Annotated in this window: 21 protein-coding genes; 16 read left to right on the top strand and 5 right to left on the bottom strand. The window is 64.4% G+C overall.

The features are described from left to right. The first annotated feature begins 20 nt into the window (after positions 1-20). A complete protein-coding gene (locus J2W49_RS04795) occupies positions 21-1,157 on the top strand; it encodes a 5-methyltetrahydropteroyltriglutamate--homocysteine S-methyltransferase (RefSeq protein ID WP_310312321.1) in 1,137 nt (378 codons plus the stop codon). A 112-nt stretch (positions 1,158-1,269) separates the two neighbouring features. Here the strand turns inward: J2W49_RS04795 and J2W49_RS04790 are convergent, their stop codons facing one another. The 4 genes from J2W49_RS04790 to J2W49_RS04775 all read right to left on the bottom strand — a co-directional run bounded on the left by J2W49_RS04790 (position 1,270) and on the right by J2W49_RS04775 (position 6,681). Then, positions 1,270-2,298: a TRAP transporter substrate-binding protein gene (locus tag J2W49_RS04790; RefSeq protein ID WP_310312318.1), complete on the bottom strand. Its 1,029-nt coding sequence runs from the start codon at positions 2,296-2,298 to the stop codon at positions 1,270-1,272. 229 nt (positions 2,299-2,527) lie between these two features. Continuing rightward, positions 2,528-4,084: an acyl CoA:acetate/3-ketoacid CoA transferase gene (locus tag J2W49_RS04785; RefSeq protein WP_310312314.1), complete on the bottom strand. Its 1,557-nt coding sequence runs from the start codon at positions 4,082-4,084 to the stop codon at positions 2,528-2,530. 154 nt (positions 4,085-4,238) lie between these two features. Then, a complete protein-coding gene (locus J2W49_RS04780; RefSeq protein ID WP_310312311.1) occupies positions 4,239-5,471 on the bottom strand; it encodes a thiolase family protein in 1,233 nt (410 codons plus the stop codon). Positions 5,472-5,475: 4 nt separating this feature from the next. Next, positions 5,476-6,681: a thiolase family protein gene (locus tag J2W49_RS04775; RefSeq protein WP_310312308.1), complete on the bottom strand. Its 1,206-nt coding sequence runs from the start codon at positions 6,679-6,681 to the stop codon at positions 5,476-5,478. Between the two features lie 172 nt (positions 6,682-6,853). Between J2W49_RS04775 and J2W49_RS04770 the strand changes: the two genes are divergently transcribed. From J2W49_RS04770 to J2W49_RS04720, 11 genes are all read left to right on the top strand, one after another. Further along, positions 6,854-7,639, top strand: a complete 786-nt coding sequence (locus J2W49_RS04770; RefSeq protein WP_405000988.1) for a crotonase/enoyl-CoA hydratase family protein — start codon at positions 6,854-6,856, stop codon at positions 7,637-7,639. Between the two features lie 66 nt (positions 7,640-7,705). Then, positions 7,706-9,583, top strand: a complete 1,878-nt coding sequence (locus J2W49_RS04765) for a feruloyl-CoA synthase (protein ID WP_310312305.1) — start codon at positions 7,706-7,708, stop codon at positions 9,581-9,583. Between the two features lie 14 nt (positions 9,584-9,597). Then, positions 9,598-10,362: an SDR family NAD(P)-dependent oxidoreductase gene (locus J2W49_RS04760; RefSeq protein ID WP_310312302.1), complete on the top strand. Its 765-nt coding sequence runs from the start codon at positions 9,598-9,600 to the stop codon at positions 10,360-10,362. Further along, complete coding sequence (locus tag J2W49_RS04755) at positions 10,362-10,790, top strand: acyl-CoA thioesterase (RefSeq protein ID WP_310312298.1); 429 nt, start codon at positions 10,362-10,364, stop codon at positions 10,788-10,790. The genes J2W49_RS04760 and J2W49_RS04755 overlap by 1 nt, the downstream gene beginning before the upstream one ends. 58 nt (positions 10,791-10,848) lie before the next feature. After that, entirely contained in the window at positions 10,849-11,979 is a 1,131-nt protein-coding gene (locus tag J2W49_RS04750; RefSeq protein ID WP_310312295.1) for an ABC transporter substrate-binding protein, read from the top strand. Between the two features lie 158 nt (positions 11,980-12,137). Continuing rightward, positions 12,138-13,178: a branched-chain amino acid ABC transporter permease gene (locus J2W49_RS04745; RefSeq protein WP_310312291.1), complete on the top strand. Its 1,041-nt coding sequence runs from the start codon at positions 12,138-12,140 to the stop codon at positions 13,176-13,178. A 1-nt stretch (position 13,179) separates the two neighbouring features. After that, positions 13,180-14,949, top strand: coding sequence for a branched-chain amino acid ABC transporter ATP-binding protein/permease (locus tag J2W49_RS04740; RefSeq protein WP_310312289.1), 1,770 nt, complete (start codon positions 13,180-13,182; stop codon positions 14,947-14,949). A gap of 1 nt (position 14,950) precedes the next feature. Continuing rightward, on the top strand, positions 14,951-15,685 hold the full coding sequence (locus tag J2W49_RS04735; RefSeq protein WP_310312286.1) for an ABC transporter ATP-binding protein: 735 nt from the start codon (positions 14,951-14,953) through the stop codon (positions 15,683-15,685). Between the two features lie 67 nt (positions 15,686-15,752). Next, positions 15,753-17,513, top strand: coding sequence for a tannase/feruloyl esterase family alpha/beta hydrolase (locus tag J2W49_RS04730; protein WP_310312283.1), 1,761 nt, complete (start codon positions 15,753-15,755; stop codon positions 17,511-17,513). Between the two features lie 11 nt (positions 17,514-17,524). Further along, positions 17,525-19,246, top strand: a complete 1,722-nt coding sequence (locus J2W49_RS04725) for an acyl-CoA dehydrogenase family protein (protein ID WP_310312280.1) — start codon at positions 17,525-17,527, stop codon at positions 19,244-19,246. A gap of 49 nt (positions 19,247-19,295) precedes the next feature. Then, positions 19,296-19,817, top strand: a complete 522-nt coding sequence (locus J2W49_RS04720) for a MarR family winged helix-turn-helix transcriptional regulator (RefSeq protein ID WP_310312277.1) — start codon at positions 19,296-19,298, stop codon at positions 19,815-19,817. Between the two features lie 126 nt (positions 19,818-19,943). Here the strand turns inward: J2W49_RS04720 and J2W49_RS04715 are convergent, their stop codons facing one another. Next, positions 19,944-20,222, bottom strand: a complete 279-nt coding sequence (locus tag J2W49_RS04715) for a hypothetical protein (protein WP_310312274.1) — start codon at positions 20,220-20,222, stop codon at positions 19,944-19,946. A 328-nt stretch (positions 20,223-20,550) separates the two neighbouring features. On the opposite strand from J2W49_RS04715, the gene J2W49_RS04710 reads away from it, so the two are divergent. The 4 genes from J2W49_RS04710 to dnaJ all read left to right on the top strand — a co-directional run bounded on the left by J2W49_RS04710 (position 20,551) and on the right by dnaJ (position 25,198). Continuing rightward, positions 20,551-20,907 (top strand): winged helix-turn-helix transcriptional regulator, encoded by a 357-nt coding sequence (locus tag J2W49_RS04710; RefSeq protein ID WP_310312272.1) that lies wholly within the window; start codon positions 20,551-20,553, stop codon positions 20,905-20,907. A 424-nt stretch (positions 20,908-21,331) separates the two neighbouring features. Further along, positions 21,332-21,907, top strand: a complete 576-nt coding sequence (grpE, locus tag J2W49_RS04705) for a nucleotide exchange factor GrpE (RefSeq protein WP_310312269.1) — start codon at positions 21,332-21,334, stop codon at positions 21,905-21,907. Between the two features lie 132 nt (positions 21,908-22,039). Beyond that, on the top strand, positions 22,040-23,983 hold the full coding sequence (gene dnaK, locus J2W49_RS04700) for a molecular chaperone DnaK (protein ID WP_310312266.1): 1,944 nt from the start codon (positions 22,040-22,042) through the stop codon (positions 23,981-23,983). Between the two features lie 84 nt (positions 23,984-24,067). After that, positions 24,068-25,198, top strand: a complete 1,131-nt coding sequence (dnaJ, locus tag J2W49_RS04695; RefSeq protein ID WP_310312264.1) for a molecular chaperone DnaJ — start codon at positions 24,068-24,070, stop codon at positions 25,196-25,198. Positions 25,199-25,214: the final 16 nt, after the last annotated feature.

The raw sequence follows: 25,214 nt of genomic DNA, 5'->3' as shown, positions 1-25,214 counted from the left end.
CACCACACCTGAGGAACCTCATGACACTGCGTACCCACCCCCCGTTCCGGGCCGACCATGTAGGCAGCTTTCTGCGACCAGCCTACCTGCTGGAAGCCCGTGACCAGTTCTTCAACAAGAAGAGCCTGAGTGCCGAGCAGCTGCGCGTGGTGGAAGACCGGGCGATCACCGAGATCGTGAAATTCCAGGCCGATGTGGGGCTGCAGTCGATCACCGACGGCGAGTTCCGTCGCACCTATTTCCACATCGACTTTCTGGAACAGCTGGGCGGCGTCAAGACCGACATCCCGGTCACCATCGTTCGGCCCGACGGCACCGAGGAACTGGCACCGCCGGTGATTCGTGTGATCGACAAGGTCCGCCACGCCAAGAACATCCAGCTCGCCGACTTCCAGTACCTGAAGGGCCAGGTGGACGCGCTGGGCCTGCCCGGGGTGGTGCCCAAGGTGACCATTCCCTCGCCCACCATGTTGCATTTCCGGGGCGGGCGCGCCGGCATCAGCAAAGAGGCCTACCCCGAGCTTGACCCGGTGTTCTACGACGACGTGGCCAAGGCCTACGGTGAAGAGCTGCAAAGCCTGGCCGACGCAGGCTGCACCTACGTACAGATGGACGACACCAACATGGCCTACCTGTGCGACGAGCGCATGCGCGAGGCCGCCCGCAGCCGTGGCGACGACCCCAACGAATTGCCGCACCGCTACGCGGGCTTCATCAACAAGGTGGTGGCCCACAAGCCGGCCGGCATGACGCTGGCCATGCACCTGTGCCGGGGCAACTTCAAGAGCACCCACGCGGCCGCCGGCAACTACGAACCGGTGGCAGAGGCGCTGTTGTCTGAGATGAACCTGGACGCCTATTTCATGGAGTACGACGACGACCGAAGCGGCGACTTCCGCCCGCTGCGCTTCCTCAAACCCGGCAAGATCGTGGTGCTGGGCCTGGTGACCACCAAGTTCGGCCAGTTGGAGAGCAAGGACGACCTCAAGCGCCGCATCGAAGAAGCGTCGACGTACGCTCCCCTGGACCAGCTGTGCCTGTCACCCCAGTGCGGCTTCTCCAGCACCGTGCACGGCAACAACATCGCCGTGGAAGACCAGCGCCGAAAGCTGGCGCTGGTGGTGGAGACGGCGCAGGAGGTGTGGGGGGGCCTCTGAATCACCCCCGCGCCGCCTGCGGCGTCACCCCCACAAGGGGGCGCCAGCTGCGGCCCGGCAAAGCCGGTTCCGCGCTGGCCTGGTCCCTGCACTCATGCGGCACGGAGGGCCATCACTTCTCGTAGTTCGCGATCAGCGCCTTGGCCTCGCTCACCAGCTTGTCGCCATCGATGTTCTTGCCCTTCATGTCCTTGAGCCAGTCGGCCTCCACCGCACCGGCTGTCCGGCGCCAACGCTGCACCTCCGCCTTGTCCAGCTCGGTGATCGTATTGCCGGCCTTGACGGCCAGGTCACGCCCGGCGTTGTCGCCCACATCCTGCGTGCGTGCAATAAGGGCACTGAACTCGGCACCTGAGTTGTCATCGATCACCTTCTTCAGATCTGCCGGCAGCTTGTGATAGGCGGACTTGTTCATGGCCACAACGAAGGTGGTGACGTACAAAGCACGGTCACCAGCAAACGTGGTGTGGTTCTTCACCAGTTCCTGCACCTTAAGTGCCGGTGCCACCTCCCAGGGAATGGTGGTGCCATCCAGCACGCCTTTGGAAAGCGCTTCAGTCACAGCCGGCACCGGCATGCCCACGGGTGTGGCACCCAGCTTGACCAGCATGTTGTTGACCACACGCGTACCACCGCGGATCTTCATGCCACGCAGGCTTTCCAGACCGGTCACCGGCTGCTTGGTGTGGAACAGGCCAGGCCCATGGGTGTGCAAGGCCAGCACATGCACGTCCTTGTACTCGTCCATCGCATTTTTCTGGACGTAGTCCCAGAGCGCACGCGAGGTCTTCTCTGCAGACAGGCCCGCGATGAACGGCAGTTCAAACACTTCGGTTTTGGGGAAACGGCCAGGGGTGTAGCCCTGCAGGGTCCACACGATGTCGACCACCCCGTCACGCGCCTGGTCGAACAGTTGCGGCGGCGTGCCACCCAGTTGCATCGAGCTGTACATCTGGATCTTGATACGACCCTTGGACTCCTCTTCGATCTTCTTGGTCCAGGGTGTCAACGCCTTGGAAGGCACGGTGCCCTGTGGGGGCAGGAACTGGTGCAGGCGCAGGGTGACCTCCTGAGCGAACGCGCCAGCGCTGGCCGACATGGCCAAGGTCAGAGCAGCCACTTTAAATGTCCAGGATTTCATGTGTGTGTCTCCGGTTGAGGCCCGCATACGGGCCAGAAGTCTGAATGGCAACGGGTTCAGGGGTGCCGCCAATTCGTTATTTTCCATAACAATTAGCGTGCTGACTGCCTAGGACTTTCCCCTAAATGGAAGTGCTACAGGTCCTGGTTCCAAGGCGGTACAGGGCGCCTTCCTCCTCCATTCGTTAGCGGGGGACGGAGCAAAGGCACCGCGAAGCGCTGCGGTTTTTTCACTTCCCCAGAAAACCGCGCAGCCCACCCCACTTCTCACTGAAGATGCCCGGATCCATGGTCTTGAGATCTTTGATGATGGGCCTGAAGGCCATGTGGGCCAGCACATCGCGCTCCAGGTCGACGCCGGGCGCGATCTCCGTCAGCTCCAGGCCGTCTTCGCGCAGGTGGAACACGGCGCGTTCGGTGATGAACACCACCTGCTGCTCACGCAGCGCGGCGTCGTGGCCGTTGAAGGTGACCTGCTCCACCTGGTCAATGAACTTGCGCGCCTTGCCTTCCTGGACGATGGTCAGCTTGCCATCGCCCACCCTCACATCCAGCCCACCGGCGGTAAAGCTTCCGCAGAACACCAGCTTCTTCGTCGAACGCGTGATGTTGACAAAGCCACCGCAACCCACCGGCCGCCCATTGAACTTACTCACGTTCACGTTGCCATGTGCATCGGTCTGCGCCAGGCCCAGGAAGCTGGCGTCAAGCCCGCCGCCATCGTAGAAATCGAACTGGGCGCTTTGCTCAATGATGGACTCGGCGTTGTAGGCCAGACCGAAGTCGCCCAGTTGCGCGGGTATACCGCCGTTCACGCCGGATTCGATGGACAGGGTGAGCAGATCGGAGACACCCTCTTCCGCCGCCACCGTGGGAATGCCCGCCGGGATGCCGATGCCCAGGTTGGTGATGTCACCGGGCGTGACCTCCATGGCCGCGCGCCGCGCGATCACCTTGCGCTCGTCCAGCGGCATGGGCACCATGCTGCCGGTGGGCACGCGGATGTCGCCGCACAGCGCGGGGTTGAACTGGGTGGCGATGCTCTGCATGTGGTTCTCGGGCTTGCCGATCACCACATAGTCCACCAGCAGGCCAGGTACCTTCACCGCCTTGGGGTGCAGACTGCCGGCTTGCACCACCGCCTCCACCTGACAAATCACAATGCCACCCCAGCGCTTGGCCGCCTGCGCAATCGACAGTTGCTCCAGCAGCATGCCTTCCTTGTCCAGCGTGATGTTGCCGCGCTCGTCGGCCAGCGTGCCGCGGATGATGGCCACGTCGATCTTGGGCGGTGCGTAGTACAGCCACTCCTGGCCTTCGAACTCCACCAGCTTGACCAGGTCTTCGGTGGAACGGCTGTTCATCTTGCCGCCTTCCAGGCGCGGGTCGACGAAGGTGCCCAGGCCCACCTGGGTCAGCAGGCCGGGCGAGCGGTTGGCGATCTGGCGTGTGAGGTGCGAGAGCGAACCCTGCGGGAAGTTGTAGGCCTCGACTTCGCCGTCGAACACCATCTTCATCATCTCCTTGCCGGTCTGGCCAAAGTGCCCGGCAATCACGCGCTTGATCATGCCCTTGTGGGCAAAGTGCTTCATGCCCGCCTCACCCGAATTGCCCACCGCGCCACAGGCCCAGGTGGTCACGTTGCGCGGGTGGCCCGAACTCAGGAACGTGCGCTCCACGCCCTGCAGCACCTCTTCCGGCAGGCTGGTCACCGCCAGCCCACCCAGGAAAATCGTGGCGTCGTCAGGAATCAGGGCACCGGCTTCGTCGGCAGTGATGACTTTCATGGATGTCTCCAAAAATGCGGGGTCGAGAAAAACGAATCAAAAAAATACTGCCGGAGCGCGATGCCCCATCAAGGGCTGACAAGGATCCGGCTCCGCCGGTCCAAGGCAGCGCCCCCCTTTCAAAGGGGGGTCGCGCGAAAGCGCGGCGGGGGGATCAAACCTCTACCAATAGCGCCATCCCCTGCCCACCACCCACACAGGCAGAAGAAATCCCATACCGCAAACCCCGGCGCTTCAGCTCACGCGCCAGCGTCACGGTCAGGCGCACACCGGTGGCCGCCAGCGGGTGGCCCAGCGCAATCGCGCCGCCGTTCACGTTGAGCTTGTCGCGGTTCAGCCCCAGTTCACGCTCCACCGCCACGGTCTGTGCACCCTGGGCTTCGTTGATTTCGAACAGGTCAATGTCGTTCAGCGTGAGCTCGCAGCGCTCCAGCAGCGCGCGAATGGCTGGCGCCGGGCCAATGCCCATGATCTCTGGCGGCACACCCACGGCGGCCGCGCCCACCAGGCGGGCCAGGGGCTTCAGGCCGTTGCGTTTCACATAAGCGTCGCTGGCCACCAGCGCGCCCACGGCGGCGTCCACCAGCGCCGAGCTGTTGCCTGCGGTCTGCACGCCACCGGCGTACACGGGTCGCAACTTGGCCAGCGCCTCCACCGGCGACGGCCGCGGGTGGGTGTCCTGCGTCACCTGGTCCATCTTGCGCGGCAGGCGGATGCCGCGCGTGTGGTAACCGTCCAGGGCGAAGTCTTCGTTGACCACGGGAACAATTTCCCCCGCATGAAAACCGTCTGCCTGAGCCTTGAGCGCGAGCTCGAAGGAGCGCGCGGCGTAGGCGTCCACATCGGCGCGGCTGATGCCGTACTTCCTGGCCAGGTTCTCGGCGGTCTCAATCATGGTCACCGGGCCGGCGGTGTCATTCAATGCCTCCACCAGGAAATCCTTGAACTCCACGGGCGCGCCCAGCTTAAAGCCGGTGCGGTGCGTGTAGGCGGCAATGGGGTTGCGCGTCATCGACTCGGTGCCCACCACCAGCGCCAGCTCGGCGTAGCCCAGCGCGATCTGGTCGGCCGCCTGGCGAAACAGCTCGAAGCCGGTGCCGCAGATGCGCTGAACCAGAATGGACGGCACCTGCATGGGCACGCCTGCGTAGAGGCCGATGTGGCGCGGCAACACGAAGGCATCGAAGTCGGCCTGCGCCATGGAGCCGGTGATCACCGAGTCCACGTCGGTCGCCGGCACGCCGGCGCGCTCGATCACGGCACGCGCGGCCTTGATGCCCATGTCGGTGGGCGAGAGCGCGCCAAAGGCACCGCAGTAGTCGACCATGGGTGTGCGCACGCCATCAACCAGCCAGGTGTTGGCAAAACGAGCAGAGAAGTGTTTCATGGTTTTAACCTTTGCGGCTTTCGGTCACACGGATCACGGTGGCGTAGCCACTGTCGCCAGCCGCACAGCCGGTGAACAGGCCCACGCCGCCGCCGCGCAGCACCAGCTCTTCGATCATTTCAATGATGGCGCGCATGCCAGTCGGCGCCTGCGGGTGGCCCCAGACGATGGAGCTGCCGTAGTTGTTCATCTTCTGCCAGGCAAAGCCGGTGTCGCGCGCCAGCGCAATGTCGTTCACGGCGAACGGGTTGTGGGTCTTGATGACGTCGATGCCGCCGATCTCCAGGCCGGCGTTCTTCATGGCGTTGATCGCCGCGGGCGAAGGCGCCATGGGCATGTAGCCGGGCTCGACCCGTGCCATTCCGAACCCGAGAATCTCGACCTCTATGCCCTTGTCGGTGGCCACCTCGCGAGCCCGCTCGCGGGTGGTCACGATGGCGCCGGCGTTGCCGTCGGCCGGGTGGGTCTGACCACCAAAGGTGATGGTGCCGCCCTCTTTCACCGGCTTGAGTTTGGCCAGGCCTTCGGCCGTGGTGGGGAAGACGCCTTCGTCCACAGCCAAGGTACCGGTCTGCTTGCGGAATTTCGAATCCGACAGCGGCACGTCCACCATGTAGCGCTTCTGGAAAGCGCGGTCACTGGCCAATGCGTCCAGGTACTGGTGGTAGCGGTGCAGCTTCAGTTCATGTTGTTCGGCGGTGCTGATGCCGTACCGCGCGGCCACGTTCTCGCCGGTCTGCAGCATGGGGTTCTTGGCGTAGGGGTCGTGGCCCATGTTGTCCGGCACCCAGTTTTCGGTGATGCCGTAGCCGCCGGTGCCGGTGGGATCCGGGTAGAACACCACCGGACCGTTGGACTGGCGGTCGGCCATCACCAGCAGCGCACACTGCGCCGTGCCGCACACCACTTCCTGTGCGGCCATCTGCAGTGCGCGCACGCTGGTGGCACAGGCCTGCTGCACCGTGGGGCCGGCCACGCGGTCAATGCCCATGAGGCCTGTCACGTAGGGCAGGCCATAGAAGCTGCCCTTTTGCGGGTTGGTGATGCCCAGCAGGCCCAGGTCGATCTGCGCCATGTCGAAGCCGCGAGCGCCCAGTGCCTGCTTGCCCACCGCAGCGGCCAGCGGCAGCGCGTTCATGTTTGCCAGTGACCCTTGCCATTTGGAAAAGGGCGTGGACCAGTAGATGCCATAGGGAATGAACGCTTGCATGTTTGTCTCCAGCGGGATTGAAATGGCGTCAGCCGGTGTGCTTCTTTCCGAAAAAAACACCCATTGGTACAAACCCTAGGTTGTCTGTTTCAGCGTTGTACGCAGCTGCATTTGGTTATAGACTATAACGAGATTGACCCGCCAACGCAATGGCCTGAAGCAAGGAAATCCGATGACCACGACGCGCATGACCGACGAACTTTCCCTTGAGATCCGGGGCGCTGTGGCGCTGATCCGGCTGACCCGCCCGGCCAAGCGCAACGCCATCAACGATGCGCTCGTACTGGGCCTGCGCGACGTGTTTGAGAATCTGAGCCCAGAAGTGAAAGCTGCGGTCATTGAAGGCGAAGGCGAGCACTTCTGCGCCGGCCTGGACCTGAGCGAACTCAGCGAGCGCGACGCCGTGGGCGGCATGCACCATTCGCGCATGTGGCACAAGGCGCTGGATGCCGTGCAGTTCGGCCCGGTGCCCGTGGTCTCAGCGCTGCACGGTGCGGTGGTGGGCGGTGGCCTGGAACTGGCCAGCGCCACGCACATCCGCGTGGCCGACGAATCCACCTTCTACGCGCTGCCAGAAGGTTCGCGCGGCATCTTCGTGGGTGGCGGCGGTTCGGTGCGTGTACCGCGTCTGGTAGGCGTGGCACGCATGACCGACATGATGCTGACCGGCCGCGTCTACAACGCACAGGATGGCGAGCGCGCCGGCTTCGCGCAGTACCTGGTGCCCGCCGGCCAGGCGTTGGCCAAGGCCATGGAACTGGCCGAGAAGATTGCGCAGAACGCGCCCACCACCAACTTCGCGCTCACCCATGTGCTGCCCCGCATCGCCGACCAGACAGCCGATCACGGCTTGATGACCGAGGCCCTCATGGCCGCGATTGCGCAGTCAGCGCCCGAGGCGAAAGAGCGTGTGAAGGCCTTCCTGGAAGGCCGGGCCAACAAAGTTCGCAAAGACTGAGCGTCTTTCAACCAGACCCTACGAGGGGTCGCCGTATTTCGACAAGCGACGCATGGAGACAAGGCAATGAGCAGCGCATCACCCCAGCCCAAATACCGCCCGATGGCCTTCGGCGTGCCCCGCGTTCTGATGCGCGAGGGCGCCAGCGGCGTGCGCTACCTGCGCGGTGAACCCGAACTGCTGCCCTACGCCCCCACCATGGGCGAACGCCTGGCGCACTGGGCCCGCGTCGCCCCGGACCGCACCCTGTTTGCACGGCGCGAGCGCCACGCCGACGGCAGCGCCGGTGACTGGCAGCACCTGAGCTTTGCGCAGGCGCTCGACGGCGCACGGCGCATCGGCCAGGCCCTGATCGACCGCGGCTTGAACGCCGAGCGGCCGGTGGTGATGTTGAGCGAAAACGACCTCGACCACGCCCTGCTTTCGCTGGCCTGCCTTTACGTGGGTGTGCCCTACTGCTCCACCTCGCCGGCCTACTCCACCATCAGCACCGACCACGGCAAGCTCAAGCATGTGATGGCCACGCTCACGCCCGGCCTGGTGTTCGCCAGCGACGGCGCACGCTACGCCAAGGCGATTGATGCCGCCGTACCGGCCGACTGCGACGTGGTGCTGAGTCAGGTGAATGGTTACGAGCGCGCCTCGGGCAAGGTCTTCACATTCGCAGAGTTGCTTGCCACGGAAGCCACCGCAACCGTCGACGAAGCTGCCGCCCGCGTCACGCCAGACACCATCGCCAAGTTCCTGTTCACCTCCGGCTCCACCAAGCTACCCAAGGCGGTGATTAACACCCACCGCATGTGGTGCGCCAACCAACAGCAGATGCGCCAGTCCATGACGCCGCTGACGCAGGACCCCCTGGTGCTGGTGGACTGGCTGCCCTGGAACCACACCTTCGGCGGCAACCACAACTTCGGCATGGTGGTCTACAACGGCGGCACGCTCTACATCGACGATGGCAAGCCGGTGCCCGCGCTCATGGGTGAAACCCTGCGCAACCTGCGCGAGATCGCGCCCACGGTGTACTTCAACGTGCCCACCGGCTTTGAAGTGATCGCCGACGTGATGAAGACCGACGACGTGCTGCGCAAGAACCTGCTCAGCCGCGTGCGCATGTTTTTCTATGCGGCCGCAGCCTTGTCGCAGCCCATCTGGGACGCGCTGCACGAATGCCAGGAACGCGAGATTGGCGAACGCATCGTGATGTGCACTGGCCTGGGCATGACCGAGTCCGGCCCCTTCGCGCTGTCGGTCAACAGCGCCAACGTGAAAGCCGGCGACCTGGGCGTACCCACGCCGGGCCTGGAGATCAAGCTGGTCGATGTGGACGGCAAGACCGAGGTGCGCTACAAGGGCCCCAACATCACGCCTGGCTACTGGCGCAGCCCGGAAGCCACGCAAGAAGCCTTCGACGAAGAAGGCTTCTTCTGCAGCGGCGACGCCGTCACCTGGATCGACCCCGACGACATCCACAAGGGCCTGCGCTTCGACGGCCGCATCGCCGAAGACTTCAAGCTCAGCACCGGCACCTTTGTGAGCGTGGGCCCGATGCGCTCCAAGGTGATCGCGGCCGGTGCGCCCTATGTGCAGGACGTGGTGCTCACCGGCCTGAACCTGAAGGAAGTGGGCGCCATGATCTTCCCGACCCAGCACGTGCGAACCCTGAGCGGCCTGCCGGCCACGGCCCCCATGGTCGAGGTGCTGAATCACCCCGACGTGGTCGAGCACTTCCAGTTCGTCATCAACGAACTGGCCAAAACCGCCACCGGCAGTGCTACGCGCATCGCACGTGCCGTTCTGCTGAGCGACCCGCCCTCCATCGACCTGGGCGAGATCACCGACAAGGGCTCCATCAACCAGCGCATGGTGCTCAAGCACCGCGATGCCCTGGTGCAGGCCCTGCACGCCGACACCGCCCCGAACATCCTCAAACCCCAAGCCTGAAAGCGACACCCATCATGAACATCCAAGGACATGCCGCACTCGTCACTGGTGGCGCCTCCGGCCTGGGCGAGGCCGTGGCCCGCGAACTGGCCCGCCTGGGCGCCAAGGTCGCCGTGCTCGACGTCAACACCGAGCTGGCGGAAAAGGTCGCGGCCGACATCGGTGGCGTGGCCTGCAGCTGCGACATCACAAACACCGAGAGTGTGATGGCAGCGCTGGCCAAGGCCACAGCCGCGCACGGCCCGGCGCGCATCCTGATGAACATCGCCGGCATCGGCACCGCCAAGCGCGTGGTGGGAAAAGACGGCAATGCCGCGCCGCTGGAAGATTTCGCCCGGGTGATCAATGTGAACCTGATCGGCAGCTACAACATCAGCCGCCTGTTCGCGGCCGAATGCGTGAAGCTCGCGCCCATGGAAGACGGCGAGCGCGGCGTGATGATGTTCACCGCCTCGGTGGCCGCCTTTGACGGCCAGGTGGGCCAGCAGGCCTACAGCGCCTCCAAAGGCGGCCTGGTGGGCATGACCCTGCCCATGGCGCGCGACCTGGCACAGCACGGCATCCGCGTGTGCACTGTGGCACCGGGCCTGTTTGCCACGCCGCTCATGAAGCAGCTGCCCGAGCCGGTGCAGCAGTCGCTGGCCGCATCGATCCCGTTCCCCTCGCGCCTGGGCAAACCCGAAGAGTTCGCGCAGCTGGCCGCGCACATCGTGACCAACGGGCATCTGAATGGTGAAGTGATACGGCTGGATGGCGCGCTCAGAATGGCACCACGCTGATGACCAAAACCGTCGTCTACGAGGTCGAGGTGATGTTCGGCGACTGCGACCCCGCAGGCATCGTCTTCTACCCGAACTTCTCGAAGTGGATGGACGCGTCTTCGCTCAATTTCTTTCGGCAATGCGGTGTGCCGCCTTGGCGCGAACTGCTGCGCACACGCGGCATCGTGGGCACGCCACTGGTGGAAGCGCATGTGCGCTTCTTCCGGCCTGCTTCTTACGGCGATCGCCTGCAGGTGCACACGCATGTGGGGGAGTGGCGCCACAAAGTGTTCATTCACCAGCACACCATCAGACGAGGTGACGAGCTGATCTGCGAAGGCTCTGAAACGCGCGCCTTCGTGATCCACCCCCCTGACGAACCCGACCGCATCAAGGCGATCCCGGTGCCTGCGGACGTCCGGGCGCTGTGCACAGACGATCAATAAAAAGAGTTTCAAGCGTTCCCCGGTCCTTTCCCTACCACCCTCAATGAGGAGACATCTCATGAAATACACAAAAACCCTGCTCGCCCTGGCCATCACCACCCTGGCGGGCGCCGCGCAGGCGGACATCAATATCGGCGTGAGCCTGGCGCTGACCGGACCGGGCTCCGGCCTGGGCATTCCGATGCAGAACCAGTTCAAGCTGTTTCCCAAGACCATCGCTGGTGAAAAGGTCAACCTGATCATCCTGGACGACGCCACCGACCCCGGCAAAGGTGCGGCCAATGCGCGCCGCTTCGTCACCGAAGACAAGGTGGACATGATCATCGGCTCGTGCATCACCGCCGTGGCTGCCGCCATGAGCGACATCGCATCCGAAGCCGGCACCGTGCAGCTCGCCGCGTCCCCCGTGGGCCTGCCGCCCGGCAAGGACAAGTGGGTGTTCCGCCTGCCCCAGTCCAACACCGTCATGGGCCACGCCGTGGTGGAGCACATGAAGAAGCAAGGCGTGAAGACCATTGGCTTCCTGGGCTACACCGACGCTTATGGCGAACAGTGGCTGAAGGAAGTCGGCCCGCTGCTGGACAAGGCTGGTATCAAGATCGTGGCCACCGAGCGCTTCGCCCGCACCGACACCAGCGTGACCCCGCAGGCCCTGAAGATCAACGCCGCTAATCCCGACGCGGTGCTGATCGTGGCCTCCGGCAGCGGCGCGGCCATGCCGCACATGGCCATGGTCGACCGTGGCTTCAAGGGCAAGATCTACCAGACCCATGCTGCGGCCACGCAAGACCTGATGCGTGTGGGCGGCAAGGCCGTCGAGGGCGCCTACGTGGTCTCCGGCCCGGCCGTGATCGCCGAGCAGTTGCCTGACAGCCATCCTTCCAAGGCGGTGGCGGTTGACTTTGTGCAGAAGTATGAAAAGGCCGTGGGCGCCGGCCTGCGCAACCAGTTCGCGGGCCACGCCTACGACGCAGAGATCACGCTGGAGAAAGTGATCCCCATGGCGCTGCAGAAGGCCAAGCCCGGCACACCTGAATTCCGCGCAGCGCTGCGCGACAGCATCGAAACCATGGGCCGCACGATCTTCTCGCACGGCGTGATGAACTGGACACCCGCCGACCACTGGGGCTTCACCCTGGAGACAGGGGTCATGCTGAAGGTTGTAGACGGCAAATTCAAAGTCGAATAAGCAAGCACCCCCCGCAAACACACACCCGCCTCGCCTGAGGCAACGCCATCCAGGGACACCGAGGGTCCGGCTTTGCCGGCCCGAGGTGTCGCCCCCCTCCCGCCGAAGGCGAGAGAGGGGGGTGGCGCCGAAGGCGACGCGGGGGGTGAAAGGTTTATATGGATTTCTCCATTGCCAGCATTCTCCTGCTGGACGGTTTGACCAACGGTGCGGTGTACGCCCTGCTCGGGCTGGCCACGGTGCTGGTGTTCACCGTCACGCGGATCATCTTCATTCCCCAGGGGGAGTTCGTGGCCTACGGCGCACTCACCCTGGCCATCTTTCAGACCGGCCGCGTACCGGGCACCGTATGGCTGCTGATGCTGCTGGCCACGGTGGCCGCGCTGATGGAGCTTTCCGGTCGCTGGCAGCACCACCGCAACGCGCTGGTCGCGTTCAAAGCCGCCGGGCGCATGCTGTTTGTGCCCATGGTGGTGGCCGGTGTGGCCATCTGGGCAGCGCCACAACAATTCCCGCTGGCGGTACAGGCGGCACTGAGCGTGGCCGTGGTCACCGTGTACGGCCCCCTGGTCTACCGCGTGGCTTACCAGTCGCTGGAGAGCGCCACGCCGCTGGTGCTGCTGATCGTCTCCGTGGGCGTGCACTTCGCCATGACGGGCCTGGGGCTCGTTTTCTTCGGCGCCGAAGGTTTCCGCAACCCCGCGTTCTGGGACCTTCGCCTGAACGTTGGCCCGGTGATGCTCTCCGGCCAGGCCATCATCACCGCGCTGGCCGCCGTGGCACTCATTGTGATGCTGTGGCTGTACTTCGAACGCTCCCTGCGTGGCAAGGCGCTGCGCGCCACCGCCGTGAACCGCACCGGTGCGCGGCTCATGGGCATTTCATCGCAGGCATCGGGCCAGTTGACCTTCACCATGGCCGCGTTCATCGGCGCCCTCTCGGGCCTGCTCATCGGCCCCACCACCACCGTGTTCTACGACTCCGGCTTCCTCATCGGATTAAAAGGCTTTGTCGCTGCCGTGGCCGCCGGCCTCGCCAGCTACCCCGGTGCGCTGATCGCGGCCTTGTTCGTGGGCGTGATCGAAGCCTTCGGTTCCTTCTGGGCCAGTGCGTTCAAGGAAGTCATCGTGTTCACGCTGATTCTTCCGGTGCTCTTGATTCGCTCTTTGCGCAGTGGCCATTCAGAAGAGGACCACTGAAATGAAGAATTTGCAAAACATCGGCCTGCTGGTACTGGCCGCCGCCATCCCCCTGATCGCGGTGCTTCCCCTGCCCGATTTCTGGATCGCCCAGCTCAACTACATCGGCATGTACAGCATGACGGTGATGGGGCTGGTGCTGCTCACCGGCGTGGGCGGCCTCACCTCCTTCGGTCAGGCGGCGTTCGTCGGCATCGGGGCCTACACCACGGCGTGGCTCACGCTCAACACCGGCATCTCGCCCTGGCTCACGCTGTTCATCGGCATGGGCCTCACGGCTGGCAGTGCGCTGCTGGTGGGCCTGATCACCTTGCGCATGTCGGGCCACTACCTGCCGCTGGCAACAATAGCCTGGGGTCTGTCGCTCTACTACCTCATGGGCAACCTGGACGGTCTGGGCAAATACGACGGTCTGCTGGGCATCAAGAGCCTGTCCATCGGCGACTTCGACATCGGCCAGGGCCGTGCCTTCTTCGTGCTCACCTGGGCCATCCTGCTGTGCTTTGCCGCTGCGCTGCTGCACCTGCTGGACTCGCGAGCTGGCCGCGCCATCCGCTCGCTCAAGGGTGGCTCGCAGATGGCCGAGGCGATGGGCATCAGCACCTTCCGCTACAAGGTCACCATCTTCGTGCTGGCCGCCTTGTTCGCTTCGGTGGCGGGCTGGTTGCTCGCGCACTTCCAGCGCACGGTCAACCCCTCGGCTTTCGGTTTGAAGATGGGCATTGAGTACCTCTTCATGGCCGTGGTGGGCGGGGTGGGCCACGTGTGGGGTGCCATCGTGGGCGCCGGGCTCATCCGCCTGCTGGAAGACCAGTTGCAGGTTCTGCTGCCGCGCCTCATGGGCACCAGCGGCAGCTACGAAGTGATCGTATTCGGCATTGCACTGGTGATGGTGCTGAAGTATCTGCCTGACGGCCTGTGGTCGCTGGTGGGGCGGCACCTGCCCAAACGCCCGCGCCCGGTGGACTGGCAACAGGCAGCCCCACTGGCAGAGCGCGAGAAACCCGAAGCCGGCGCACTGGTGCTGGACGTGCGCAAGGCACGCATGGAGTTCGGCGGCCTGGTGGCGGTGAACGACATCAGCTTCCAGATCCATGCCGGGCAGATCGTGGGCCTGATCGGCCCCAATGGTGCAGGCAAGTCCACCACCTTCAACATCATCACCGGCGTGCTGCCGGCCACACGGGGTGAGGTGATGTTCCGCAACGAGAACATCAGCGGCCTGCCATCGCGCGACATCGCCAAACGCGGCATGGCGCGCACCTTCCAGCACGTGAAGATGATCGCCGACATGACCGTGCTGGAGAACGTGGCCCTGGGCGCCCACACCCGTGGCAGCAAGGGCGTGCTACCGGCCATGCTGCGCGCCAACCGCTCGGAAGAAAAGCAGTTGTTCCGCGAAGCACAGCGGCAGTTGGAACGCGTGGGCATGGGCGAGTACCTGCATGAACAGGCCGGCAACCTGGCCATGGGGCCGCAGCGGCTGATGGAGATTGCCCGCGCGCTCTGCGCTGACCCCACGCTGTTGCTGCTCGACGAACCCGCCGCCGGCCTTCGCCACAAGGAGAAACAGGCGCTGGCTGACGTGCTGCGTCAGCTCAAGAACGAAGGCATGAGCATCCTGCTGGTCGAGCACGACATGGACCTGGTAATGCAGATCTGCGACCACCTCGTGGTGATGGAATTCGGCACACTGCTCACGCAAGGCCCGCCGGCGCAGATCCAGCAAGATCCGAAGGTTCGCGCAGCCTACCTGGGAACGGAGCACTGACATGAGTACCCCTATCCTCCAAGTCAAAGGCCTGCGCGCCGGCTACGGCCGCGCCGAGGTGCTGCACGGTATCGATCTGCAGACCGACCAAGGTGGCGTCATCACCGTCATCGGGCCCAACGGGGCGGGCAAATCCACTTTGCTCAACACCCTCATGGGCATCCTGCCGGGCAAGGGCAGCATCGAGTTTCGCGGCCAGGACATCAGCACCCTCACGCTGGAAGACCGCGTGATGAACGGCATGGCGCTGGTGCCTGAAAAGCGCGAACTCTTCGGCACCATGCCGGTGGAAGACAACCTGCTGCTCGGCGGTTTCCGCCAGATGCGGCTGGGCAATGCGAAATGGCGCAGCCGGCTGGACGACGTCTACAGCATCTTCCCGCGCCTGCAGGAACGGCGCGTGCAACTCGCTGGCACGCTTTCTGGTGGTGAACGCCAGATGCTGGCGGTGGGCCGCGCGCTCATGTCCGCGCCTGATCTGCTGATGCTTGACGAACCCAGTCTGGGCCTGGCACCGCTGATCGTGAAAGAGATTTTTTCCATCATCGAGCGGCTGCGCGAAACCGGCGTGACCATCGTGCTGGTGGAACAGAACGCGCGAGCCGCCCTGCAGGTGGCCGACCACGGCTATGTGCTGGAAATGGGCGAGGTCAGCGCTCAGGGCCCCGCCAGCGAACTGGCCCACGACCCACGCGTGATCGAGACCTATCTGGGCAGTGCGCGCCAGGCCGCCTGAGGATCCCAGCGTTCACCCCAGGGCATGGCCACCGGAATTTTCGATTCCACACAACAAGGAGACCAACATGAAACCCGCTCACAACGCAACAAAATCATCCGCAGCACGCGCCCACCGCCAAGCCCCGGCGCTGCTACCCGCTGCGCTCGTGCTCGCGCTGGCAGGCTGCGGCACCGCATCCGGCCCATCGAAGCCGACTGCCAAGCCCCTGGCGCCCGCCGTGGGTGCGGCCCTGCGCCAGTGCGACGCCCTGGTGGGTCAGTTCCAGTTCGACCAATTGCGTCTGCAGTCTGCTGCGGCGGTGGCAGCAGGCAGCGTGGCACCCGGCGGTGCCGCCGTGGGTGCGCATTGCCTGGTGAAAGGCGAGATGCACCAGCGCAAGGGCAGCGATGGACGCGACTACGCCATCGGGTTCGAGATGCGCCTGCCCAACGACTGGAACGGCCGCTTCTACTACCAGGGCAATGGCGGACTGGACGGCAACGTACACCCGGCCCAGGGCGCACTCGGCGGCGGCCCCATCACCGGCGCACTCGCACAAGGCTTCGCCGTCATCAGCTCCGACGCCGGCCACACTGGCGCACAAACCCCCTACTTCGGCCTGGAGCCACAAGCACGCCTGGACTATGGTTACCAGGCCGTGGCCAAACTCACGCCCATGGCCAAGGCACTGATTGCCGCCGCCTACGGCAAGGCCCCTGATCGGTCCTACATTGGCGGCTGCTCCAACGGTGGCCGCCACGCCATGGTGGAAGCCGCGCGCGGCCAGGCCTACGACGGCTACCTGGTGGGCGCACCGGGCTACCGCCTGCCGCTGGCCGCCGTGGCGCAGCTGTGGGGCGCGCAGCAATGGGCGCCGCTGGCCACACCGGGCGTCACCACCCAGCATCCACTCAACCCCAACGCCCGCATCCCGGACATCAGTGGTGCGCTCACCAAGGGCGAGCGCAAGCTGGTGGCCGACGCCATCCTGAACCAGTGCGACGCACTCGACGGCGCCCGCGACGGCTTGGTGCAGGCCACCCAGGCCTGCCAATCCACCTTCAAGCTGCAGACCGCCGTGCCCACCTGCACCGCCGTGCGCAACGGCCAGTGCCTGAGCGCCGCACAGAAGACCGTCCTGCAGAACGTGTTCGACGGTGGCCGCACCCCTGACGGCAAGCCCTTCTACGCCCCCTTCCCGTTCGACCCCGGCCTGGCCGCCGACAACTGGGCCACATGGAAATTCACCAACTCGGTCGCGCTGGACCCGCTGTCGGTGGGCACCATCTTCAGCGTGCCGCCCGGGCGGGTGGACCCGCTGCAGGACAACATCGCCGCGCGCCTGCCCATGCTCAGCGCAACCAACGATGTCTATCGCGAATCCGGCTTGTCCCTCATGAGCCCACCCGGCAACGAGAGCCCGGCGAACATGCGGGCGCTACAGGCCAGGGGCGCGAAGATGATCATCTACCACGGCGTGGCCGACGCCATCTTCTCCGCCGAGGACACGCGCCAATGGATGCATCGGCTTGACAAGGCCCTGGACGGTCAGGGTGATCGTTTTGCGCGTTACTTCCCCGTGCCCGGTATGGCGCACTGCAGCGGCGGCCCGGCCACGGATCAGTTCGACCTGCTGTCCCCGCTGGTGAAGTGGGTGGAACAAGGCCAGGCACCACAGGCGGTGACCGCATCCGCCCGTGGGCCGGGAAATGCCGGTGGCGTGAACAACGACGTTCCCGCAGACTGGGCCCCCAACCGCACCCGCCCGCTGTGCGCCTACCCCACCGTGGCCACCTACAAGGGCAGCGGCCCCATCGAATCTGCCGCCAGCTTCACCTGCAAGTAACGCACCGATCCATGAACAGCTTCCAGCCCCGCACCGACGACATGCAATTCATCCTGCAGCAAGTGCTGCAGGCCCCGGCGCAACTGCAGGCCCTGCCTGCCCACACCGAAGCCGACGAGGCCCTGATGCAGCAGGTGCTGGAGGAAGCGGGCAAGTTCGTGGGCGAGGTGGTGGCGCCGCTGAACCGCGACGGCGACGAGACCGGTGCGCAGTTCAGGGACGGCGCTGTCACGATGCCACCGGGCTTTCGCGACGCCTACCAGGCGTTCTGGCAAGCGGGCTGGCCCTCGCTGGCCTGCGCCACCGAAGACGGTGGACAGGGCCTGCCCACGGTGCTGGAAGCCATGCTGTACGAAATGCTCAGCGCGGCCAACCACGGCTGGACCATGGCCCCCGGCCTGCTGCACGGCGCGTACGAATGCATCAAGCACCACGCGTCTGACGCGCTCAAGGCGCGTTACCTGAAAAAAGTGGCCACCGGCGAATGGCTGGCCACCATGTGCCTGACCGAGCCACACGCCGGTTCCGACCTGGGGCTGGTGCGCACCAGGGCCGTGCCGCTGACGAACGACAAGGAAGGTCGATACGCGCTGAGTGGCACCAAGATCTTCATTTCCGGCGGTGAACACGACCTCACCGACAACATCGTGCACCTGGTGCTGGCGCGCTTGCCAGACTCGCCGCCTGGCCCCAAGGGTCTCTCGCTGTTCCTGTGCCCGAAGTTCTACAGCGATGGCAGCAGAAGTGCTGTGGTCTGTGAACGCATCGAAGAAAAAATGGGCCTGCACGGCAGCCCCACCTGCGTGATGCGATTCGACGAGGCAGCCGCATGGATCGTGGGCGAACCCGGCAAGGGCCTGAACGCGATGTTCGTGATGATGAACGCCGCGCGCCTGCACGTGGGCCTGCAAGGCATCGGCCTGCTGGAAGCCGCCTGGCAGAAGGCCGACACTTACGCGAAAGAGCGGCGCCAGATGCGGGCGCCAGGAAGCCACTCCAAAGCAGGGGAAGCGGACGCCATCGAGGCCCACCCTGCGATGCGCCGCATCCTTGATGCGCAACGGGCCTGGATCGACGCGGGCCGTGTGGTCGCCTACCGCACCGCGCTGGAACTCGACACCCTCAAGCACCACCCGGACCCTGAGCGGCGCGAAAGCGCCAGCCGCTGGTGCAGTCTGGTCACGCCCGTGCTCAAATCCGCTTGGACCGACCAGGCCTTTACCGGCGCCAGCGCCTGCCTGCAAGTGTTCGGCGGCCACGGCTACGTGCGTGAATGGGGGATTGAACAGCATGTGCGCGACGCCCGCGTGGCCATGATCTACGAGGGCACGAACGAAATCCAGGCGATTGACCTGTTGCTGCGCAAGGTGCTTCCCGACGGTGGTCAGGCCTTGTTGCATGTGCTAGCGGACCTGACCGACGATTTGATCGACGCGCCCCAATATCAAAGGGCCCGCCAGGCCATCGAGCAACTCGCCGCCTTCACACGCCAACAATTGCTGCCACGCCTGCAGTCCCCCGATGCCCCCATCGACACGGCCCAGTGGCTGGCCGATGATTTTCTGCGTGCTCTGGCCCTGGTGCTGATGGCCTGGGCCTGGGCGCGCATCGACATGGCTGATCCAGGAGGTACGACGCGCTGGTCAACCGCACACACGGGCTTCTGGCGCTGGGTCTGGCCCGAATTTGACATGCGCCTGGCGACCATGAACGCCACGCTCACACCGGCGTGAGCGAGAATCCCCCGAAAAGCGGGCCACGCTGCCAAGCTATGCTCTGACCATGCCAGAAACCACTGTTGCCAACGCCCTTCGCCGTCCGCGCGTGCCCAGAAGCTCCTCCCCATCACCGGCCGAGGCTGCGGCAGGCGACGCCGGTGACATCGACACCAGCTACTTGGAAAGCCTCCTGGGCTACAACGCCCGCCGTGCGGCCCTGTCGGTCATCACCATCTTCCTGCAGCGTATGGCGCCGTATGGCTTGCGCCCGGTCGATTTTTCCGTGCTCACGCTCATCGCGCACAACCCTGGCATCACCTCCCGCCAGATCTGCGCCGCGCTCGACATCCTGCCGCCCAACCTGGTGGGCATGATCAAACAACTGCAGAAACGCGAACTGATCGAACGCCGCCCCCATCCCACCGATCGCCGGGCTCAGGGTCTGCATCTCACCCCTTCAGGCAAGAAACTCCAGCGCGAAGCCCAGGCCACCGCTTCCAGCCTGGAGCAGGGCGCCACCCACTCGCTCACGCCGGCAGAACTCAAGACATTGATTCACTTGCTGAAGAAGGTGTACCGGGGCTGAGGCAAGCGCAAGGATTGCCGCTCAAACAACTCCACAAGCAAGAGCCTCGCTTCCGGACCCGCTTGCTTGCCTTCCGATACGTGGCTGCTTGCGGAAGAGCGTCGGAAGCAAGTGGCCAAAGAGGTCTCAGGCCATGTAAGCAAGCTGCCCCCAGCTGCGTTCGATCACATCGGCAAGTTGTTTCAAGCCACCTTTGGGCGTGTAGATGGTGAGCACCACCGGGTACCGGCTCGTCGCCTGCCCTACAAAGATGCGCACATCCATGTCTATGCCTTGCATGCGCCCCACAAAGTCGGCCTCTCTGCCCTTGAGTACGCCATAGGAAGCTGCTTTGGGAACGATCCCTTTGGCATGACTGGCAGACAGGCCGAAATTCGGCGCTGCGGTCTGGAACCAATATGCCATTGGAATTCATCAGGCTCTGTATGGCTGCTGAGCGGTCCGAATTATGAACATTTTTGATTTACTTTTCTGAAATCAACGACAGCTTGCAACCACAACACCCAAAGCGCCAGCCACGCTGCTGCACCAATACAGGCCTTCGCAAGCTGAAACCCGCCGACCAGTCAATTGGTGTTGATCCGCATGCGGGGTCCGCCGTGCGCAGAAGTGCACACTCACGCCGCCTGCGGCCTATTGCTGCAGTGCACACAGCTAGCAAATGGGTAGCAAAAGGGCTTTCCTGGCCTATAGTGCACTGACGCGCCCAATGAAGGCCGCCCAGGAGACAAGCATGAGTGCGAGAGACAACGCTGCCATGGTCCAGTTGCTCGATTTGCTGGAGTCCCGATATGCCATCCGGGTGGTCTGGGCCCTGAGCGATGGCCATCCTCAGACCTTTCGCCTGCTGCAAGACAGCGTGGGCGGCGTCACTCCAAACACCCTCAATACCCGTCTGAAAGAGCTGCGCGCGGCCAAGCTGGTGGACCACGGGGGAGACGGTTACCGCCTCACCTCTCAGGGCGCGGATCTGGCCCGGCGCCTGACGGAGGTGCAGCGCTTTGCGAGCAAATGGTCGCAGCAGCTTGCGCGCAGCCACGCCACGGTGGCTGCGGCGTCTCGATCCAGCGCGCCGCGCCTGGGGGCCTGACACCCTGCCCTGGGCTGCACCGGGTCCGACCCCTGCCCGCGTTGGCGCGGTGAGACATGTTCCGCCACTGGCAGATTGATCGCCCTCACCCCATAGGCCCGCCCCCCGGACGCCCCCCGGATCGGGCCATTCAGGTGTTGTGAGGCCGTCGGGGCCATAGAATCGGGGGTCAGCGAGGCGCCTGCGATGTCGGCCGCCTCGCCGAAAAGGTCGCGCAGGGCGCCAAGGGCGTCGATCAGGCCGGGCCTCCAGGAGCCCGGCGAGCCGTGTCGAAAGTGCTTCATGGGTGTCCCCAAGTGGAAAACCGCCAATTTCACCGGCCTGCGCCCATTTTGCTGCCAGCACCCTTGAACCCGGGGCATTCAACCCCATGTGCCGCGCAGCACCTTATTTGCCCATGTTTTCAAGATATTTCAGATCGCCCATGAGCCAGAACCCGACCCCAGCCGACAACGCCCAACCCGCCGACGCTGCGGCCACCGAAGCCGTGCGTCCTGAAGAAGCCGAAGCGGCTGCGGCCGCCAACGAGACCGATGCGCTGGCCGCCCTGACGAACGAAGTCAGTGCCCTCAAGGCCCAGAACGCCGATCTGGCCGAGCAGTTTCTGCGCGCCAAGGCCGAGGCCGAAAACACCCGCCGCCGGGCCGAAGAAGAAACATCCAAGGCGCGCAAGTTTGCGGTAGAGAGCTTTGCCGACAGCCTGCTGGCCGTGGCCGACAGCCTGGAAGCCGGCCTGGCCATTCAGGAGGCCACGCGCGAACAGCTGCGCGAAGGCTCTGAAGCCACGCTGAAGCAGCTCAAGAGCGCACTGGAGCGCCACAAGGTGATCCAGATCGAACCTGTCGGCGGCACAAAGTTCGACCCGCACCAGCACCAGGCCATCAGCATGGTGCCGGCCGACCAGGAACCCAACACCGTGGTGACCGTGCTGCAAAAGGGCTACCTGATCGCGGACCGCGTGCTGCGCCCGGCCCTGGTGACGGTGGCCGCACCCAAGTAAGGCAGGGGGCCGCCGCAGTGCCAGACTTTTCCAGCCGCAGCGCACAGGCCGCCCACAACCCGCCCACTTGAAATCCACATAGTTATCCACATCTTTCCAACAATTCAACTTTCCTCTCACGGAGCAAACAAAATGGGAAAAATCATCGGTATCGACCTGGGCACCACCAACTCGTGCGTGTCCATCATGGAAGGCAACACCACCAAGGTGATTGAAAACGCGGAAGGTGCGCGCACCACGCCGTCCATCGTGGCCTACCAAGAAGACGGCGAAGTGCTGGTCGGCGCCAGCGCCAAGCGCCAGGCCGTGACCAACCCCAAGAACACGCTCTATGCCATCAAGCGCCTGATCGGCCGCAAGTTCACCGAAAAAGAAGTCCAGAAGGACATCGACCTCATGCCTTACACCATCGTGGCGGCCGACAACGGCGACGCCTGGGTGGAAGTGCGCGGCAAGCAGATCTCTGCCCAGCAGGTCAGCGCTGACATCCTGCGCAAGATGAAGAAGACCGCCGAGGACTACCTGGGCGAGCCCGTGACGGAAGCCGTGATCACCGTGCCGGCCTACTTCAACGACGCCCAGCGCCAGGCCACCAAAGACGCCGGACGCATTGCCGGCCTCGATGTGAAGCGCATCATCAACGAACCCACCGCTGCGGCACTGGCCTTTGGCCTGGACAAGCAGGAAAAGGGCGACCGCAAGATCGCCGTGTACGACCTGGGTGGCGGCACGTTCGACGTGTCCATCATCGAGATCGCCGATGTGGACGGTGAAAAGCAATTTGAAGTGCTCTCCACCAACGGAGACACCTTCCTGGGCGGCGAAGACTTCGACCAGCGCATCATTGACTACATCGTCACCGAGTTCAAGAAGGAACAGGGCGTCGACCTGACCAAGGACGTGCTGGCCCTGCAGCGCCTGAAGGAAGCCGCTGAAAAGGCCAAGATTGAGCTGTCCAGCTCGGCCGCAACCGACCTGAACCTGCCCTACATCACGGCAGACGCGTCCGGTCCAAAGCACCTGAACATCAAGCTCACCCGCGCCAAGCTCGAAGCCCTGGTGGAAGAGCTGATCGAACGCACCATTGCGCCCTGCCGCACCGCCATCAAGGACGCCGGCATCAGCGTGAACGACATCCACGACGTGATCCTGGTTGGTGGCATGACCCGCATGCCCAAGGTGCAGGAAAAGGTGAAGGAATTCTTCGGCAGGGAGCCACGCAAGGACGTGAACCCTGACGAAGCCGTGGCCGTGGGTGCTGCCATCCAGGGCCAGGTGCTCTCCGGTGACCGCAAGGACGTGCTGCTGCTCGACGTGACCCCGCTGAGCCTGGGCATCGAGACCATGGGTGGCGTGATGACCAAGATGATCGCCAAGAACACCACGATCCCGACCAAGTTTGCGCAGACCTTCTCCACCGCCGAAGACAACCAGCCGGCCGTGACCATCAAGGTGTTCCAGGGCGAGCGCGAGATTGCCAGCGGCAACAAGCTGCTGGGCGAGTTCAACCTCGAAGGCATTCCCGCTTCGCCGCGCGGCATGCCGCAGATTGAAGTGTCGTTCGACATCGACGCCAACGGCATCCTGCACGTGGGCGCCAAGGACAAGGGCACCGGCAAGGAAAACAAGATCACCATCAAGGCCAACTCCGGCCTGAGCGAGGACGAGATCCAGCAGATGGTGAAGGACGCCGAGCTCAACGCCGCCGACGACAAGAAGAAGGTGGAACTGGTGCAAGCCCGCAACCAGGGCGAAGCCATGGTGCACAGCGTGAAGAAGAGCCTGGGCGAACATGGCGACAAGCTCGAAGCCGCCGAAAAGGAAGCCATCGAGACCGCCATCAAGGACGTGGAAGAGGCGCTCAACGGCGACGACAAGGCCTCCATCGAGTCCAAGACAGAAGCCCTGATGACCGCCAGCCAGAAGCTGGGCGAGAAGGTGTACGCAGCGTCGCAGGCCGAAGCGGCCGCCGCAGCCGGTGGTGCCCCTGAGGGCGAAGCCCAAGCCGGTGGCAGCAAAGCCGGCGCCGACGACGACATCGTCGATGCCGAGGTGAAGGAAGTGAAGAAGGGCTGATTGCCTTCTGCTCCACCTGCCACCCACCGCCGCGTCAGGGCAACCTGACGCGGCGTTTGCACTCAACAAGAACCGCATTCCACCATGGCTAAACGCGACTTTTACGAAGTGCTGGGCGTCCCCAAGAACGCTTCAGACGACGAAATCAAGAAGGCGTATCGCAAGCTGGCGATGAAGCATCACCCTGACCGCAACCAGGGTGATGCAGCCAAGGCTGCAGAAGAACGATTCAAGGAGGCCAAAGAGGCCTACGAAATGCTGACCGACCCGCAAAAGCGGGCGGCCTACGATCAGCACGGCCACGCTGGCGTCGATCCCAACATGCGCGGCGGCCCGGGCGCAGAAGGCTTTGCCGGCTTCGGTGACGCCTTTGGCGACATCTTCGGTGACATCTTCGGTGGCCAGCGCGGCCAGCGCGGCGGCCGCCAGGTCTACCGCGGCGCCGACCTGTCGTACGCGATGGAAATCTCGCTGGAAGAAGCTGCCGCAGGCAAGGAAAGCCAGATCCGCATTCCCAGCTGGGACGACTGCGAAACCTGCAAGGGCAGCGGCGCCAAACCCGGCACCAGCGCCAAGACCTGCTCCACCTGCCACGGCCAGGGCGTGGTGCAGATGCGCCAGGGCTTCTTCAGCGTGCAGCAGACCTGCCCGCACTGCCACGGCAGCGGCAAGATCATCCCCGACCCCTGCACCACCTGCCACGGCCAGGGCAAGATCAAGAAGCAGAAAACGCTGGAAATCAAGATCCCCGCCGGCATCGACGACGGCCAGCGCATCCGCAGCACCGGCAACGGCGAACCCGGGCAAAACGGCGGCCCCTCAGGCGACCTCTACATCGAGGTGCGCCTACGCAAGCACGACATCTTCGAACGCGAAGGCGACGATCTGCACTGCCAGGTCCCCGTGCCCATGACCACCGCATCCCTGGGCGGCGAGATCGACGTGCCCACCCTGCAAGGCAAGGCCACGATCGACCTGCCCGAAGGCACCCAAAGCGGCAAGACCTTCCGTCTGCGCGGCAAGGGCATCAAAGGTGTACGCAGCAGCTACCCTGGCGACCTGTACTGCCATGTGGCGGTGGAAACACCGGTCAAGCTCACCGAGTACCAGCGCAAGCTGCTGAAGGAACTGGACGAGTCGTTTAAGAAGGGTGGCCACAAGCACAGCCCGAACGACAAGGGCTGGTTTGAGAAGGCGAAGAGCTTTTTCGCCTGAACGGCCCGCTCACATC

It is taken from the genome of Hydrogenophaga palleronii, from assembly GCF_031457455.1.
Taxonomy (GTDB): Bacteria; Pseudomonadota; Gammaproteobacteria; order Burkholderiales; family Burkholderiaceae_C; genus Hydrogenophaga; species Hydrogenophaga palleronii_A.
Note: the sequence above shows the minus strand (reverse complement) of the source record. Positions and strands in the feature narration are given on the sequence as shown.